We start from the raw sequence: 15,780 nt of genomic DNA, 5'->3' as shown, positions 1-15,780 counted from the left end.
TCGCGTCTGCTCATGTATCGAGCAGACGCGGCTGCGGCTTTCGTCGTGGCTGGTCGCGCAGTTCCCCGCGCCCCCAGGGGGTCAGACCCCGGCCCGCTCCGCTTCCGGGGACACGGCCTGGGAAGGCACCCTCTTCGCCGCGCGCTTCTTCGCCCGCTTCTCCTTGCGGAGCTCCAGCATCGCGTAGAGCGTCGGCACGAGGAGCAGCGTGAGCAGGGTCGACGTGATGAGACCGCCGATCACGACCACCGCGAGCGGCTGGGCGATGAAGCCGCCCTCGCCGGTGACGCCGAGCGCCATCGGGAGCAGGGCGAAGATCGTCGCCAGGGCCGTCATGAGGATCGGGCGCAGCCGGTGCCGGCCGCCCTCGACCACGGCCTCGACCACGCTCAGGCCCTGACTCCGGTACTGGTTGATCAGGTCGATCAGGACGATCGCGTTCGTCACGACGATGCCGATGAGCATCAGCATGCCGATCATCGCGGGGACGCCCATCGCGGTGCCCGTGACGACGAGCAGACCGATCGCGCCGGTCGCCGCGAACGGGATGGAGACCAGCAGGATCAGCGGCTGGGCCAGCGAGCGGAACGTCGCCACCAGGAGCATGAAGACGATCGCGATGGCCGCGAGCATCGCGAGGCCCAGGTTCTTGAAGGCGTCGTCCTGGTCGGAGGTGACTCCGCCGATGGTGGCGGTGGCCCCCTTCGGCAGCTCCAGCTTGTCGATCTTCGACTGGAGGTCGGCGCTGACCGCGCCGGTGTTGTCGCCGGTCGGCTTGGCCGTGATCGTGGCGGCGCGGGCGCCGTCGATCCGGGTCATCGAGACCGGTCCTTCGACCAGCTTCACCGTGGCGATGTCGCCGAGAGTCAGGCCGCGCGGGCCCATCGGCAGCTTCTTCAGCTCGTCCATGGTGGTGGCCGGCTTCGCCGACTTCACGACGACGTCCCGCTCGGTGTCGTCGAGGATCGCCTTGCCGCTGGTGGTGCCCTTCACCGCCTGGGCGACGGCGGCGCCGAGCGTCGTGTCGTCGAACCCTGCCGCGGCGGCCTCGGAGTTGGCGCGCACCGAGATGCGCGGCACGGACTGCGACAGGTCGCTGGTGACGTCCGTGACGTCGTCGATCGAGGCGACCGCGTCGCGGACCTGTTCCGCCGCCTTGTCGAGGACGGAGCCGTCGGCGGCCTTCACGACCACGCTCAGGTCCTGGCTGCCGAAGCCGTCACCGGCGGAGATCGTCGTCGTACCGACGCCGGACAGCTTGCCGAGCTCCCGCTCGATGCGGCCTTGCGTGTCCTCGTACGACGCCTTGTCCTTCAGCGTCACCTGGTACGAGGCCTGGTTGGTGTCGGTGCCGCCGCCGAAGGCCGCCATGAAGCCGGACGAGCCGATGGTGACCTGGTAGTCCTTGATCTCGTCGATGCCCTGGAGCACCTTCTCGACCTTGCGCGCGGAGGCGTCGGTCGCGGCCAGGCTGGTGCCGGGCCGCAACTCCTGCTTGATGGAGAGGACTTCCTGCTCGCCCTGGTCGAAGAAGTTGGTCTTGAGCAGCGGCGCCATGGCGAACGTGCCGACGAGGACGACGACCGCGATGAGCAGGCTGGTGAAGCGGCGGCGCGTCGCGAAGCGCAGGACGGGCACGTAGATCCGCTGCAACCGGGAGCGGGCCTCCTTCTCCTCGGCCTTGCGGCGCGCCTCCTGCGGGTCGATGCCCTGGATCTCCTTGGGCGCGCGCAGGAACCAGTAGGACAGGACCGGGACGACCGTGAGGGAGACGAGGAGGGAGGCGAGCAGCGCGGCGGTGACGGTGAGGGAGAACGAGCCGAACAGCTCGCCCACCATGCCGCCGACCAGCCCGATCGGGAGGAAGACCGCCACCGTGGTGAGGGTGGAGGAGGTGACCGCACCGGCGACCTCGCGGACCGCCTTGAGGATGGCCTCCTGGCGCTCCTCGCCGTAGCCGAGATGGCGCTTGATGTTCTCCAGGACGACGATCGAGTCGTCCACGACGCGGCCGATCGCGATGGTCAGCGCGCCGAGGGTCAGCATGTTGAGGGACAGGTCGCGGGTCCACAGGACGATCAGTGCGAGGACCACCGACAGCGGGATGGAGACCGCGGTGACGAGGGTCGAGCGCAGCGACGCCAGGAAGACCAGGATCACGATGACCGCGAAGAGCAGGCCGAGCGCGCCCTCGGTGGTCAGGCCCGAGATGGACTTCGAGACGGCCGGTCCCTGGTCGCTGACGACGGTCAGCTTCGCGCCGGAGCCGAGGTCCTGGCGCAGGTCGGGCAGCTTGTCCTTGACCGCGTTCGAGATGGTGACCGCGGAGCCGTCGTGGTCCATGGTGACCATGACCGCGAGGCTCGGGCGTCCGTCGGTGCGGGTGAGGGAGTCGGCGGTCGACGGCCGCTGCTCGACGGTGGCGATGTCCCCGAGGCGTACGGGCTTCTTGACGCCCTGACCGGTGACCATCAGGTCCTTGATCTGCTGGAGCGAGGTGAAGCCGCCGCCGACCTGGACCGTACGGTTCTTGCCGTTCTCGGCGAAGGAGCCGGCGGGCAGCGTGGCGCCGCCGGCCTGGAGGGACTGGCTCAGCGTCCGCACGCTGACGCCCGCCGCGGCCGCCTTCCGGTCGTCGGGGGTGACGTCGACCTGGAGGTCGCGGACCCCGTCGACGCTGACCTGGCCGACGCCGTCGATGTCCTTGAGGGCGGGCACGACGGTCGCGTCGAGCTGGTCGGCGAGCGCCTGCTGGTCCTTGTCGGAGGTGACGGCGAGGACGACCGTGGGGATGTCGTCGGTGGAGCCCGCGACGACCTGCGGGTCGACGCCGTCGGGGAGCTGGGCGCGGGCCCGGTTGACGGCCTGCTGGACGTCGGCGACGAGCTGCTTGGAGTCGCTGCCGCTGCCGTAGTCGAACTGGGCCATCACCAGCGCGTTGCCCTCGGAGGCCGTGGAGGTGACGCCGGTGATCCCGTCGACGGCGTCGATGGAGTTCTCCAGCGGCTCGACGACCTGCTTCTCCACCACGTCGGGGGACGCCCCCTGGTACGGGGCCAGGACGGAGACCATGGGCAGTTCGATGGTGGGCAGCAACTGCTGCTTGAGCTGGGGGATCGCTATCGCGCCGAAGACGAGCGCGATGAGGGACACCAGCCCGATCAGGGCGCGTTGAGCGAGGCTGAATCTCGACAGCCAGGACATGGGGCGGGGTTCTCCAGAGGCGTGAGCGGGAGGGGGACGGCCTCTGACGCGGACATGCGTGGAGGCCCGCTTACACCCTGGGCCACGGGAACGACCGGTTTCGTCGCTCCCAGGTCCCGTTCTCGCCGCCCGCCTACTGCGCCCGTAGTACGTACGCCGCCGCGATCACTCCACCCTTGGGCGGACCAGGCCCGATTCGTAGGCAATCACGACGAGTTGGGCGCGGTCGCGGGCGCCGAGCTTGGCCATGGCCCGGTTCACATGGGTCTTGACGGTGAGCGGGCTGACCTCCAGGCGTTCGGCGATCTCGTCGTTGGAGTGGCCGCCCGCGACCTGGACCAGGACCTCACGCTCGCGTCCGGTGAGCGCGGCGAGCCGTTCCGCGTGGGCGCCCGCGCGCGCGTCGTCCGAAGCGTCGCTCTGTGCCAGGAACTTGGCGATCAGGCCCTTGGTCGCGACGGGCGACAGCAGGGCGTCACCGGCCGCCGCGACGCGCACGGCGCCGAGGAGTTCATCGGGTTCGGCGCCCTTGCCGAGGAATCCCGAGGCACCTGCCCGCAGCGACTGCACCACGTACTCGTCGACCTCGAACGTCGTCAGCATGACGACGCGTACGTGGGCGAGTTCGGGGTCGGCGCTGATCTCCCGGGTCGCGGCGAGGCCGTCGGTGCCGGGCATCCGGATGTCCATGAGGACGACGTCGGGCCGCTCCGAGCGGGCGAGGCGGACCGCCTCCGCGCCGTCGGACGCCTCGCCGACCACCTCCATGTCGGCCTCGGAATCCACGAGGACGCGAAAGGCGCTGCGCAGCAGGGCCTGGTCGTCGGCGAGCAACACCCTGATCGTGCCGCTGGTGGCGCTGGTGGCGCTCGTCATCGCGTGGCGTCCTTGGGGTCGGTGGTGCGGGCGTCGACCGGAAGGATCGCATGGACGCGGAAACCGCCGCCGTAGCGCGGTCCCGCGGTGAGGGTGCCGCCGAGCGCGCTGACGCGTTCGCGCATGCCGAGCAGGCCGTGGCCGCCGTTCTCGTCCGGCCGGTCGGGGGCCTCGGGGTCGGTGCCGGGTCCGTTGTCGAGGATCGAGACCTCCACGTCGCGTCCCACGCGCACGACGCTGACCTCGGCCTTCGCGTCGGGGCCCGCGTGTTTGCGCACGTTGGTGAGCGCTTCCTGCACGACGCGGAAGGCGGCCAGGTCGACGGCGGCGGGCAGCGCGGGGGCGGATACGGAGCGGGCCACCTCGACGGGCAGGCCCGCGTGGCGGAAGGTGGCGACGAGGTCGTCGAGCCGGTCGAGTCCCGGCGCCGGTTCGGTCGGGGCCTCGGGGTCGCCGCTCTGCCGCAGCAGGCCGACGGTGGCGCGGAGTTCGCCGAGCGCGGAGCGGCTGGCCTCGCGGACGTGGCCGAGGGCTTCCTTCGCCTGGTCGGGCCGCTTGTCCATGACGTGCGCGGCGACCCCGGCCTGCACGTTGACGAGCGCGATGTGGTGGGCGACGACGTCGTGCAGGTCGCGGGCGATGCGCAGCCGCTCCTCGGCGACGCGCCGCCGTGCCTCTTCCTCCCGGGTGCGCTCGGCCCGCTCGGCGCGCTCCCGGATGGCCTGGACGAAGGCGCGCCGCGAGCGGACCGCGTCCCCGGCGGCGGCGGCCATCCCGGTCCACGCGAAGATGCCGATGTTCTCCTGGGCGTACCAGGGCAGGGGGCCGACGAACATGGCGATGCCGGTGAGCAGGGCCATGGTGGCGAGGCCCACGCGCCAGGTGGTGGGGCGGTCGGTGGTGGCGGCGACCGTGTAGAGCGCGACGACGGCGGACATCACGACGGGGGCGCGGGGTTCGCCGGTGATCAGCTCCACGAGGGAGACGGCCGACGTCGCCGCGAGGACGTACATGGGCGCGAGGCGCCGGAAGACCAGCGCGCCGGCGCCGAGCACCATGAGCAGGAGGCTGAGCCCGTCCGGGGTACGGGCTCCCCAGACGTACGCGCCGTCGGGGCCGTGCGGGTCCACGAAGGAACCGGCGACCATGGCGAGGAGAACGCCGAGGGCGACGAGGGCGTCCAGGGCCAGCGGATGCGTCCTGGCCCACCGTACGAGGGGGGTCACCGGCGTCACGGTAACCGCCCTCTGTGCCGCGGTCCGGGTCAGCCCGGGATCAGGCCGTCGTCGCTGAGCATGGAGCGGACCTCGTCCAGCGTCGCGTCGGGCCCGGGGAGGATCAGCTCCGAGGGCTCCAGCGCGTCGTCGGGAAGCGGCTCGCCGAGGCGGCGGACGGCTTCGAGGAGCGCGGCGAGGGTGCGCCGGAAGCCGGCCTCGTCGCCGCTCTCGATCTCCTGGAGCAGTTCGTCGTCGAGCTTGTCGAGTTCGGTGACGTGGCCGTCGGCCAGCCTCACCTGGCCCTCCCCCATGATCCGTACGATCATGACGCCCTCCTGTGAGCCGCTGCCGCCTGAGATGTCACTGCTTGTCGAAGCGCGGGGTGTCCTGGGGCGCCTGCGCCTGCTGGCCCTGTCCGGCGCCGCCCTCGATCGCCGTCTGCGACGAGGAGGAGCCACCGGCCAGCTCGGCCTTCATGCGCTGGAGCTCCAGCTCTACATCCGTACCACCGGAGAGGCGGTCCAGCTCGCTCTGGATGTCGTCCTTGGCGAGCCCGGAGGAGTCGTCCAGGGCGCCGGAGGCGAGCAGCTCGTCGATGGCGCCGGCCCGCGCCTGGAGCTGCGCCGTCTTGTCCTCGGCCCGCTGGATCGCCATGCCGACGTCGCCCATCTCCTCGGAGATGCCGGAGAACGCCTCGCCGATCCGGGTCTGGGCCTGTGCCGCCGTGTAGGTGGCCTTGATGGTCTCCTTCTTCGTGCGGAAGGCGTCCACCTTGGCCTGGAGCCGCTGCGCCGCGAGGGTGAGCTTCTCCTCCTCGCCCTGGAGCGTCTGGTGCTGCGTCTCCAGGTCCGTGACCTGCTGCTGGAGCGCGGCGCGACGGGAGAGCGCCTCGCGGGCCAGGTCCTCGCGGCCGAGGGCGAGCGCCTTGCGGCCTTGGTCCTCCAGCTTGGAGGACTGGCCCTGGAGCTGGTTGAGCTGGAGTTCCAGGCGCTTGCGGCTGGTCGCCACGTCGGCGACGCCGCGGCGCACCTTCTGCAACAGCTCGAGCTGCTTCTGGTACGAGTAATCGAGGGTCTCGCGCGGGTCCTCGGCCCGGTCAAGGGCCTTGTTCGCCTTCGCGCGGAAGATCATCCCCATACGCTTCATGACACCGCTCATGGGCTTCGCGCGCCCCCTTCTGAAGATCCGACCGGCCGTTCCAGCTCCAGCACTGCGACAGAATCCACAGTACGGGTCCTGCATCTATTACCGCACTGTTCAGGTGCGGATGCGCTCATCCCCAAGGACGACTGCGTGCTGTCCCGCTCCGGCGTAGGGAGTAGGTGTGCCCCTATGTGCCTCTATGGACGCAGGGTGTTGCCGGATCGTTCCCCACGGCCCTGTGGTCCATGCACGACCACCGCGTACCCTTGGCTTTTGTGTTCCGTAGCCGATCCAAGGATGACAAGGCCCCCGCCGCCAAGGCCCCGGTGACCTCCTCGTCCACGCAGACCCGAGACCCGCAGGCGCCCAAGGGCCGCCCCACGCCCAAGCGCAGCGCGGCCCAGTCGCAGCGCCGCAGCGTGGCCAACACCAAGATGTCGCCGAAGGAGGCGCGCTCCCGTCAGCGCGAGGAGCGGCGCACCGCGATGGAGCGCCAGCGCGCCGCTCTGGCCAACGGTGACGAGCGCTATCTGCCGACTCGCGACAAGGGGCCCGTGCGCAAGTACGCGCGTGACTTCGTCGACTCGCGGTTCTGCATCGCCGAGTACTTCCTGCCGATGGCGGTGATCATCCTCGTCCTGAGCATGGTCCGGGTCGGCTCGCTCCAGAACATCGCGCTGCTGCTCTGGCTCTTCGTGATCGTCGCTATCGTGATCGACTCGGCCGTGACCGGCTTCCGGCTGAAGAAGAAGCTGGCGGAGAAGTTCCCCGACGAGCGCCGCAAGGGTGCCGTCGCGTACGCCCTGATGCGCACGCTCCAGATGAAGCGGCTCCGTCTGCCCAAGCCGCAGGTCAAGCGCGGGGAGCGACCCTGAGCACGGAGGCTTTCGCCGGTGACGCGCCGGGCGCCTGGCTCGCGGGGCTGGGCGGCGTGCGCAATGTCGTACGGCAGGAGTTGGTGGCCCGGCAGCTCGACGAGCAGATAGCCGGCCGGTTCCCCGTCGGGCAGCGGCTGCGGGTGCTCGACGTGGGCATGGGCCAGGGCACGCAGGCGCTGCGCCTGGCGCGCGCCGGACACAAGGTGACCGGCATCGAGCGGGACGCCGCGATGATCGCCGCGGCGCGCCAGGCGCTCGCGGCGGAGCCCGAGGGCGTGCGCGAGCGGGTGCAGGTCGTCGAGGGCGACGGCCGGGACACGGGCGTCCACTTCCTGCCCGGCAGCTTCGACGTCGTGCTGTGCCACGGGGTCCTGATGTACGTCGAGGACCCGGACGCGCTGCTCGCGGGTCTGGCGCGGATGCTGGCCCCCGGCGGGCTGCTCTCGCTGCTCGTACGGAACGCGGACGCGCTGGCCATGCGGCCCGGGCTCGCCGGTGACTGGGTCACCGCGCTCGGTGCCTTCGACTCGGCGAAGTACCACAACCGCCTCGGGCTCGATGTCCGGGCGGACCGGCTCTCGGCCCTGACGGCGACGCTCGCCGGGATCGGGGCGCCGCTGCACGCCTGGTACGGGGTGCGGGTCTTCACCGACCAGGCGGGGGACGGGGCGCGGCTCCCGGAGCGCGAGGAGCTGGGGACGCTGCTGGCCGCGGAGGAGCGGGCCGGGCGTACCGATCCGTACCGGCAGGTCGCGGCGCTGTTGCATCTGTGCGGGGTCCGCGGCTGACGCCTGTTCGGCGGCGCGGGGCGGGCGACCGCGCGGGGCGAACGCGACAATCCGGGCATGGATGTCTCCCGTGCGCGTGCTCGCCGTACTCCCCCTGTCCTCCGTGCCGCTCTGCCGCTGAGCGCCGTCCTGTGCGTCGTGGCGCTCGTCCCGGGCTGCTCGGGGGCCGGCGCGTCCGGCCCGTCCGGGTCCACCACCCAGGCGGCACCGGCGGCGGCCGACACCCTCCAGGACGACTACCAGAAGGTCATCAAGGAAGTCCTGCCCTCGGTCGTGCAGATCCAGGCGTCGTCCGATCTCGGCTCGGGGGTCGTCTACGACGACCGGGGCCACATCGTGACCAACGCCCATGTGGTCGGCGACGAGCGGACGTTCAAGGTCACGACCACCAACAGCACGGACGAACTCACCGCGCGCCTCGTCTACGCGTACCCGGACCAGGACCTCGCCGTCATCAAGCTGGAGAAGCTGCCGGAGGGGCTGAGGGCGGCGCGGTTCGGGGACTCGGCGAAGGTGGCGGTCGGGCAGATCACGCTGGCGATGGGGTCGCCGCTCGGGCTCTCCTCCAGCGTCACCCAGGGCATCGTCTCGGCGACCGGCCGCACGGTGAGCGAGGGCCGGTCGGGCGGCGGCACCGGGGCGACCATCGCCAACATGGTGCAGACCTCCGCCGCGATCAACCCGGGCAACAGCGGGGGCGCGCTGGTGAACCTGGACGGCGAGGTCATCGGCATCCCGACGCTCGCGGCGACCGACCCGAGCCTCGGCAACGGTTCGGCGCCCGGCATCGGCTTCGCGATCCCCGCGTCGATGGTCACGACCGTCGCCGATCAGGTGATCGAGAAGGGCGAGGTGACGGACTCGGGGCGGGCGGCGCTCGGGATCGCCGGGCGCACGGTGCTCGGCGACGGCTACCGGCCGGCCGGGGTCGCGGTGGTCACCGTGACGGACGGCGGCGGCGCGGCGAAGGCCGGGATCGAGCCCGGGGACATCGTCACCCGGTTCGAGGGGACCGACGTGACGACGATGCAGTCGCTGTCGGAGGCGCTGGCCGGGAAGAAGCCCGGCGACGAGGTCGCGGTGACGTACAGCCGGGACGGGGCGGAGAAGAAGGCGGACGTCACGCTCGGCGAGATCTGAACGCGGTGGGGCGGGGACCGGAACGCGGCCCCCGCCCGACCGTCGCCGGTCAGTTCTGCGCGGCCGCGTCCTCCGCGTGCAGGCTCATCGGGCCGTAGATCACCGTGCTGTCCTCGGAGAGGGTGACCTGGTCCGCGCCGCCCTCCGCGAGCGCCTTCCAGTGCTCGCCGATCCAGGACTCGGCGTCGCCCTGCGTCGTGAACTCCTCGGGCTGCACCGCGGGGGCCACCTCCGTCCCGTCGGACTTCTCGAACCGCCACGTCCATGCCGCCATGTCAGCCTCCCGTACCGGATGTCCGTCGTCGTGGATGTCCCTGGAAGCGTAGCCGGGCGCGCGGCCCGGGCGGGGGCGCGGGAGGATCTTCCCGTGGAACTGACTCTGCTCGGCACCGGTGCCCCCGAAGGACTGCCCCGCCCCGACTGCCCCTGCGCCGCCTGTGCGACCGCGCTCGGCCCCGGCTCCCGCGCCGCGACAGCCGTGCTGGTCGACGGGGCGCTGCTGCTCGATCTGACCCCGGGCGCCGTGTTCGCCGCGGCCCGCGCGGGGCACAGTCTCGGCGGCGTACGGCAGGTGCTGCTCTCGCATCCGCACGACGGGCCCGCGGTGGAGGTGCCGGCCGGGCTGCCGCAGCCGGGGCGGGTGCCGGACGGCCGGGAGCTGGCGCTGCTGACCGGCCACCGGGTCCGGGCACTCGCCCTGGACGCGCCCGGCACCGGGTACGAGGTGGTGGGGCCCGAGGGCGGGCGGCTGCTGTATCTGCCGCCGGGCGCCGCGGTCGCGGGGCCGAAGGAGGCGCGGAGCCCGTACGAGATGGTCGTCCTGGACGTGATCGGGCGGCCCGACGCGCTGGCGCGGCTGCGGGCGGCGGGCGCGGTCGGCCCGACCACCGACGTCGTCGCCGTCCACCTGGACCACGACGTGCCGCCGGGCCCCGAGCTCGACCGGCGGCTCGCGGCGGCGGGCGCCCGGGCCGTGCCGGACGGGACGACGCTGGACGTGGGGTCGTACGAGAGCGTGCCCGACGTGCCGCGCAGGACGCTGGTGCTCGGCGGGGCGCGGTCCGGGAAGTCGCTGGAGGCGGAGCGGCGCCTCGCGGCCTTCCCCGACGTGCTGTACGTCGCGACCGGGGGGACGCGGGGCGGGGACTCGGAGTGGGCGCGGCGGGTCAGTGCGCACCGCGAGCGGCGGCCGGGGTCGTGGCGCACCGCCGAGACCTGCGACCTCCTGCCGCTGCTCGCGGACGCGGCGGACCCGGCGCCGCTGCTCGTGGACTGCCTGTCGTTGTGGCTGACGTACGCTATGGACGAGGTGGGGGCCTGGGACGACGCGGAGTGGGCGGGCGGCGGCGAGAAGGCGCTGCGCGCGAAGGTGGCGGAGCTGGTGGACGGCGTGCGGCGCACGCGCCGCACCGTCGTCGCCGTCTCCAACGAGGTCGGCTCCGGGATCGTTCCGGCGACGGCGTCCGGGCGTCGCTACCGGGACGAACTGGGCCGCCTGAACGCCGCGTTCGCGGGTGAGTGCGAGCAGGTGCTGCTGGTCGTCGCGGGGCAGGCGCTCGCGCTGCGCGGCTGACGGCGGGGCGCGCGGGGTCAGGTGGGGGCGGGGTTGCGGCGGGCGATGATCCGGTAGGTGTTGGAGAACCGGGTCCGGCCGGCCAGCGGGGCCAGCAGTCGGTCGGCGCCCTGGCAGGCGGCGAAGGCCGGGGCCGCCGCGGAGGACAGTGAGCGGCGCAGTCCGCGCTTGAGGGCGCCGGGGGCCTCGGCGCGCCGGGAATCGTCCGCGCGGGGCAGGAAGTGGCCGAGGAACAGGGCGCAGGCGGCCGACAGGTCGAGGGGGACGTGGGGTTCGCGGCGGTCGACGGCGACGACCGTGTAGCCGAGTCCCGCCAGCTCGGCGCGGAGGTTGGCGAGCGGGATGAGGTGCAGGTGCCGCGGCTGGGAGTACGGCATCCACCACGTGCGCAGGAGCTTGGCGCAGCGGCTCTCCGGGTCGGGGGCCTCGATCATGAGGTGGCCGCCGGGGCGCAGGACGCGGTGGGCGGCCTTGAGCTCCGCGCGCGGGTCGAGGGCGTGCTCCAGGTAGTGGAACATGCTCATCGCGTCGTAGCGGCCCACGAGTTCGCCGGCCAGGTCCGTAAGGAAGCCGCGGTGGGCCTCCTCGACGCGGCCCCGTCTGCGGGCCTCCTCGACGCCGGGCCCGATGTCGAGGCCGTCGAACGCCGTGTACGGCAGCACTTTCCTGGCCACCGCGGGGAAGCGGCCACGGCCTGTGCCGACGTCCAGCCAGCTCTCCGGCTCGGCGAACCGGGTCAGCGCGCGGGCGGCGCGCCGGTACCGCTCGACGGAGTGCTGCGCCCGGAAGATCTTCTCGGCCTGTCCGGCGTGCAGGCGGTCGTGGAAGGCGCGGTGGTGGAGGTCCAGGCCCTCGGGGGTCAGCCGGGGGTTCTGGAACGCGTGGCCGCAGGCCCCGCACTGGTCGACGGTGAAGGTGCCGGGCCTGTGCCGGAGCGGGTCGGCGGTGCGCAGCCGGGTGTGCGGCCGGGTGTGCAGCCTGATGGAGCCGCACCAGGGGCAGTCGTGGCGGGGCGGTTCGTGGAAGCGCTCGGTGCCCCGGGCGAGTTCGCTGAGGTGGGCGGGGCGGCGATCGGCCACGGCCTGGACTCTGGGGGGCATGTCTCCGTCATCTCCTGAAGCCGCCGCGGTGCGAGAGGGGTACGAGAAGGGGCACTGAGAGTGCCAGGAAAGTATGACAATCAGCGCATATATGAACGTAAGCGATCGTCAGGCGCCATGCAATGACGCTGCGGAGTCGGTGGGTCGCATCACGTGACAGCCCGTCAGGGGCGGCCGGGACCCCAGGGACGCCAGGGGCCCGGGAGGCGCCCGGCCGGTACTGTTCGGCGAATGAGCTCGCTGAATCTCGACGACTTCACCGACCTGATCGAGCGCCCCGACGGCGGCACCCGCCGCGACGCCGAGGAGCGCAGGGCCCGGCTCGCCGTGCCGCCCGGCGCACTCGGCCGCCTCGACGAACTGGGCGAGTGGCTCAGCGCCGCCCAGGGGTCCGTGCCGGTGCGCCCGCTCGCCCGGCCGCGCGTGATCCTCTTCGCCGGTGACCACGGCATCGCCCGCCTCGGCGTGTCGAAGCGGGCCGCGGGCACCGCCGCCGCGCTGGTCCGCGAGGCCGTCGAGGGCGCGAGCACCGGCGCGGTGCTCGCCCGGCGGCTCGGCGTCGGCGTACGGATCGTCGACATGGCGCTCGACTGCGACCCCGGCGAACTGCCCGCGGACGTCGCGGGCCACCGGGTGCGGCGCGGCTCCGGGCGCATCGACATCGAGGACGCGCTGACCCCGCAGGAGGCGGAGGCGGCGTTCCGCGCGGGCATGGCGATCGCCGACGAGGAGGCCGACTCGGGTACGGATCTGGTGGTGCTCGGCGACCTCAGCGTGGGCGGCACCACGGCGGCGGCCACGCTCGTCGCGGCGCTGTGCGGGACCGACGCCTCCGTCGTCACGGGGCGCGGCGGTGACCCCATCGACGACCTGGCGTGGATGCGCAAGTGCGCGGCGGTGCGGGACGCGCTGCGCCGGGCGAGGCCGGTCCTGGGCGATCAGGTGCAGCTCCTCGCCACGGTCGGCGGGGCGGACCTGGCGGCCGCGACCGGCTTCCTGCTCCAGGCGGCGGTGCGCCGCATGCCGGTGATCCTGGACGGTGTCGTGTCGGCGGCCTGCGCGCTGGTCGGGCAGCGGGTCGCGTTCCGGGCGCCGGACTGGTGGCTGGCCGGGCACACCAGCGGCGAGCCCGCCCAGGCCAAGGCGCTGGACCGGATGGCCATGGAGCCGCTGCTCGACCAGGGCGTACGGGTGGGCGGGGGCACGGGCGGACTGCTGGCGCTGCCGCTGGTGCAGGCCGCGGCCTCGCTCGCGGCGGAACTCCCGGAGGCGGAGCGGGCGCAGGGCGACGGTTCCGACACCGAGGGCGCTGAGGGCGCTGAGCCTGACCACGCGGGTGGCGCCGGGGTGTAGCGGCACGGTGATCCGGGTCGGTGGCGCCCCGCACGGCGACGCCGACCCGATATCGCCCTAAATCGACCATATGCTCCCCATCATGGGCGTCATGGGAGAGCCACGGACCAGCACACCGATGTCACGGCGCGCCGCGAACTGCACGGTCTGGTACCTCCGGGTCGTCACCTTCCTCAACCTGCTCAGCGCCGTATGGGTCTCCTTCGGCCAGGACCTGCGCCGCCACAACTCGGCGGACTGCTTCACCCCGTACCTGCTCGCGGCGGGCTTCTCCTCCGCCGTCGTCACCTGGTTCCTGGCGCTCACCATGGGCCGCCGCAAACGCGCGGCCTGGCTCCTCAACCTCGTCCTGAGCGGCCTGTTCCTGCTGCTGTTCGCCGTCGTGATGTGCTTCCCGGAGGTACGGCGGTTCGCGCAGAACTGGGTCTCGCTCGCGCTGACCGCCGCGTTCGTCCTCGCCCTGCTCCTCGGCCGCCGCGAGTTCTACGCGAAGGGCGACCGCTCGAACCCCAAGCTGGCGGCGGCGGTCGCGGCCGGTGGTCTGCTGGTCACCTCGCTCCTCGCGACCCTCCTGGTCACGCTCGTCGACCAGTCCCCCGGCGCCCATCGCTCGACGTTCCTCGACCGCTGGCGGTACGGCACCCTGCGCCTCGTCTCGGTCGCCACGGACGGCTCCCGCCCCCCGGGCATCACCACCCCGCACTGGGTCGGCATCGCCATCAACGTCCTCTCCACGGTGCTGCTGGTCGCCGTCGTCCACGCCGCGTTCCGCTGCCGCAGGGCCGTCGACCCGCTCGCCCCCGAGGACGAGTCGAGGCTGCGCGCCCTGCTCGACAAGGGCGGCGCACGCGACTCCCTCGGCTACTTCGCGCTGCGCCGCGAGAAGAGCGTCGTGTGGTCACCGACGGGCAAGGCCGCCGTGACGTACCGGGTGCTCGGCGGGGTCTCGCTGGCCTCGGGCGACCCGATCGGCGATCCCGAGGCATGGCCCGGCGCCATCGAACCCTGGCTCGCCGAGGCGCGGGTGCACGGCTGGCGCCCGGCCGTGATGGGCGCGAGCGAGGAGGCGGGCACCGTCTACGCCCGGCACGGCCTGGACGCCCTCGAACTCGGCGACGAGGCCATTGTGGAGACCGGCGGGTTCACCCTGGAGGGACGGGCCATGCGCTCCGTCCGCCAGGCCTACCACCGCGTCGGGCGCGCGGGGTACACGGTCCGGGTCCGCCGCCACGGGACCATCCCCGGGGAGGAGATGGCGCACCTTCTGCGGCGGGCCGAGGAGTGGCGCGACGGGCCCACCGAACGCGGCTTCTCGATGGCGCTCGGCCGCCTGGGCGACCCGGCCGACGGGCAGTGCGTGATGCTCGAATGCAGCGACGGGAACGGCGAGTTGAGAGCAGTGCTCTCCTTCGTGCCGTGGGGTCCGCGCGGCCTGTCCCTCGATCTGATGCGGCGCGACCGGAACGCCGAGAACGGGTTGATGGAGTTCCTCGTCATCGAACTCCTGCGGCGCGCCCCCGAGATCGGCGTCACCCAGGTCTCGCTCAACTTCGCGATGTTCCGCTCCGTCTTCGAACGCGGCTCCCGGCTCGGCGCGGGCCCCGTCCTGCGCCTGTGGCGCTCGCTCCTCGGCTTCTTCTCCCGGTGGTGGCAGATCGAGTCGCTGTACCGGGCCAACGCCAAGTACCGGCCCGCCTGGGAGCCCCGCTTCCTGCTCTTCGAGAAGAGCGCCGACCTGCCGCGCATCGGGATCGCGTCGGCCCGCGCCGAAGGCTTCCTCGACGTCCCCGGCCTGCCGAGATGGCTGCGCCGCAGACGCCTGGAGCACCGCTGATGGGCACCACGCGCGCGTGGGCGCGTACGGAGTGGGGACCGCTCGTCGCCGTCGCGGGCGAGCGGCTTCGCGGGCGCGGGTGGCGGGCGATCCCGCTCACGCTGACCGCGGTGTGCCTGACAGCGGCGTTCCAGTACGCGCAGAACCAGCCCTGGGGCTACCGGTTCGTGCAGGACATCGGCTCGGTCCGCGCCGAGGACCCGCTGTGGGCCGCCCTGGCGCGCACCCCGCTGTCCCTGTTCGTCCCGGCGCTCGACCTGCCCGTCTGGGGCGCGCTCGCCCAGCTCCTGCTGGTGTTCGGCGTCGCGGAGCTCTGCCTCGGCCGGTGGCGCGCCCTCGCCGTCGCCTACGCCGCCACGCTCGCCGGCACGCTGTACGCGCGGCTCGGCGTCCTGCTCGGCCCCGGGAGCCCCCTCGGCCTGCCCGCGTCGGACGCGCGGGTCGTGGACACCGGCCCCTCGGCGGCGGTCGTCGGCCTCGCGGTGTACGTGTGCTGGCGCCACCGGGCCCGCCGCACCGGCGCCCTGGTCGTCGCCGCGATGATCGCCGAGTGCGCGCTCAAGCCGAACCTGGCGGGCAAGGAGCACCTGGCCGCCCTCGCCGCCGTGCTCGCCCTGTGCGCGCTGCGCGCGGTACGCCACCGGCCGCGCGTGCGCCCGTGCGCCGCGGGATAA

At 72.9% G+C, this 15,780-nt stretch carries 14 protein-coding genes; 7 read left to right on the top strand and 7 right to left on the bottom strand.

Going from position 1 to position 15,780, the window contains the following annotated elements; translation table 11 throughout:
- Nucleotides 1-81: 81 nt before the first annotated feature.
- The 5 genes from ACIRF8_RS06580 to ACIRF8_RS06560 form a co-directional block, all read right to left on the bottom strand.
- Nucleotides 82-3,204 carry an efflux RND transporter permease subunit gene (locus ACIRF8_RS06580; RefSeq protein WP_404211467.1) on the bottom strand — a complete coding sequence of 1,041 codons (3,123 nt, stop codon included), beginning with the start codon at nucleotides 3,202-3,204 and terminating at the stop codon, nucleotides 82-84.
- A gap of 165 nt (nucleotides 3,205-3,369) precedes the next feature.
- Nucleotides 3,370-4,080 (bottom strand): response regulator, encoded by a 711-nt coding sequence (locus tag ACIRF8_RS06575; protein WP_404211465.1) that lies wholly within the window; start codon nucleotides 4,078-4,080, stop codon nucleotides 3,370-3,372.
- Nucleotides 4,077-5,306 carry a sensor histidine kinase gene (locus ACIRF8_RS06570; RefSeq protein ID WP_404211463.1) on the bottom strand — a complete coding sequence of 410 codons (1,230 nt, stop codon included), beginning with the start codon at nucleotides 5,304-5,306 and terminating at the stop codon, nucleotides 4,077-4,079. Before ACIRF8_RS06570 ends, ACIRF8_RS06575 begins: the two co-directional genes overlap by 4 nt.
- A gap of 38 nt (nucleotides 5,307-5,344) precedes the next feature.
- A complete protein-coding gene (locus ACIRF8_RS06565) occupies nucleotides 5,345-5,623 on the bottom strand; it encodes a hypothetical protein (RefSeq protein WP_404211461.1) in 279 nt (92 codons plus the stop codon).
- Nucleotides 5,624-5,657: 34 nt separating this feature from the next.
- Complete coding sequence (locus ACIRF8_RS06560) at nucleotides 5,658-6,455, bottom strand: PspA/IM30 family protein (RefSeq protein ID WP_404211459.1); 798 nt, start codon at nucleotides 6,453-6,455, stop codon at nucleotides 5,658-5,660.
- 230 nt (nucleotides 6,456-6,685) lie between these two features.
- On the opposite strand from ACIRF8_RS06560, the gene ACIRF8_RS06555 reads away from it, so the two are divergent.
- From ACIRF8_RS06555 to ACIRF8_RS06545, 3 genes are all read left to right on the top strand, one after another.
- Complete coding sequence (locus ACIRF8_RS06555) at nucleotides 6,686-7,315, top strand: DUF3043 domain-containing protein (RefSeq protein WP_404211457.1); 630 nt, start codon at nucleotides 6,686-6,688, stop codon at nucleotides 7,313-7,315.
- A gap of 83 nt (nucleotides 7,316-7,398) precedes the next feature.
- Nucleotides 7,399-8,106, top strand: coding sequence for a class I SAM-dependent methyltransferase (locus ACIRF8_RS06550; protein WP_404212323.1), 708 nt, complete (start codon nucleotides 7,399-7,401; stop codon nucleotides 8,104-8,106).
- A 57-nt stretch (nucleotides 8,107-8,163) separates the two neighbouring features.
- Nucleotides 8,164-9,246 (top strand): S1C family serine protease, encoded by a 1,083-nt coding sequence (locus ACIRF8_RS06545; protein WP_404211455.1) that lies wholly within the window; start codon nucleotides 8,164-8,166, stop codon nucleotides 9,244-9,246.
- Between the two features lie 49 nt (nucleotides 9,247-9,295).
- Here ACIRF8_RS06545 and ACIRF8_RS06540 read toward each other — a convergent pair whose 3' ends face one another.
- On the bottom strand, nucleotides 9,296-9,520 hold the full coding sequence (locus ACIRF8_RS06540; RefSeq protein ID WP_404211453.1) for a hypothetical protein: 225 nt from the start codon (nucleotides 9,518-9,520) through the stop codon (nucleotides 9,296-9,298).
- A 93-nt stretch (nucleotides 9,521-9,613) separates the two neighbouring features.
- Between ACIRF8_RS06540 and ACIRF8_RS06535 the strand changes: the two genes are divergently transcribed.
- Nucleotides 9,614-10,819 carry a bifunctional adenosylcobinamide kinase/adenosylcobinamide-phosphate guanylyltransferase gene (locus tag ACIRF8_RS06535; protein WP_404211451.1) on the top strand — a complete coding sequence of 402 codons (1,206 nt, stop codon included), beginning with the start codon at nucleotides 9,614-9,616 and terminating at the stop codon, nucleotides 10,817-10,819.
- Nucleotides 10,820-10,836: 17 nt separating this feature from the next.
- Here ACIRF8_RS06535 and ACIRF8_RS06530 read toward each other — a convergent pair whose 3' ends face one another.
- On the bottom strand, nucleotides 10,837-11,919 hold the full coding sequence (locus tag ACIRF8_RS06530; RefSeq protein WP_404211449.1) for a class I SAM-dependent methyltransferase: 1,083 nt from the start codon (nucleotides 11,917-11,919) through the stop codon (nucleotides 10,837-10,839).
- A 231-nt stretch (nucleotides 11,920-12,150) separates the two neighbouring features.
- Here ACIRF8_RS06530 and cobT point away from each other — a divergent pair, with 231 nt between their 5' ends.
- From cobT to ACIRF8_RS06515, 3 genes are all read left to right on the top strand, one after another.
- Nucleotides 12,151-13,272 carry a nicotinate-nucleotide--dimethylbenzimidazole phosphoribosyltransferase gene (cobT, locus tag ACIRF8_RS06525; protein ID WP_404211447.1) on the top strand — a complete coding sequence of 374 codons (1,122 nt, stop codon included), beginning with the start codon at nucleotides 12,151-12,153 and terminating at the stop codon, nucleotides 13,270-13,272.
- Between the two features lie 91 nt (nucleotides 13,273-13,363).
- Complete coding sequence (locus ACIRF8_RS06520) at nucleotides 13,364-15,106, top strand: phosphatidylglycerol lysyltransferase domain-containing protein (protein WP_404212321.1); 1,743 nt, start codon at nucleotides 13,364-13,366, stop codon at nucleotides 15,104-15,106.
- Nucleotides 15,106-15,780: a hypothetical protein gene (locus ACIRF8_RS06515; RefSeq protein ID WP_404211446.1), complete on the top strand. Its 675-nt coding sequence runs from the start codon at nucleotides 15,106-15,108 to the stop codon at nucleotides 15,778-15,780. The genes ACIRF8_RS06520 and ACIRF8_RS06515 overlap by 1 nt, the downstream gene beginning before the upstream one ends.

The sequence above is a fragment of the Streptomyces sp. NPDC102406 genome, assembly GCF_044765725.1.
Classification (GTDB): Bacteria; Actinomycetota; Actinomycetes; order Streptomycetales; family Streptomycetaceae; genus Streptomyces.
This window is presented reverse-complemented; position numbering and strand designations above follow the sequence as displayed.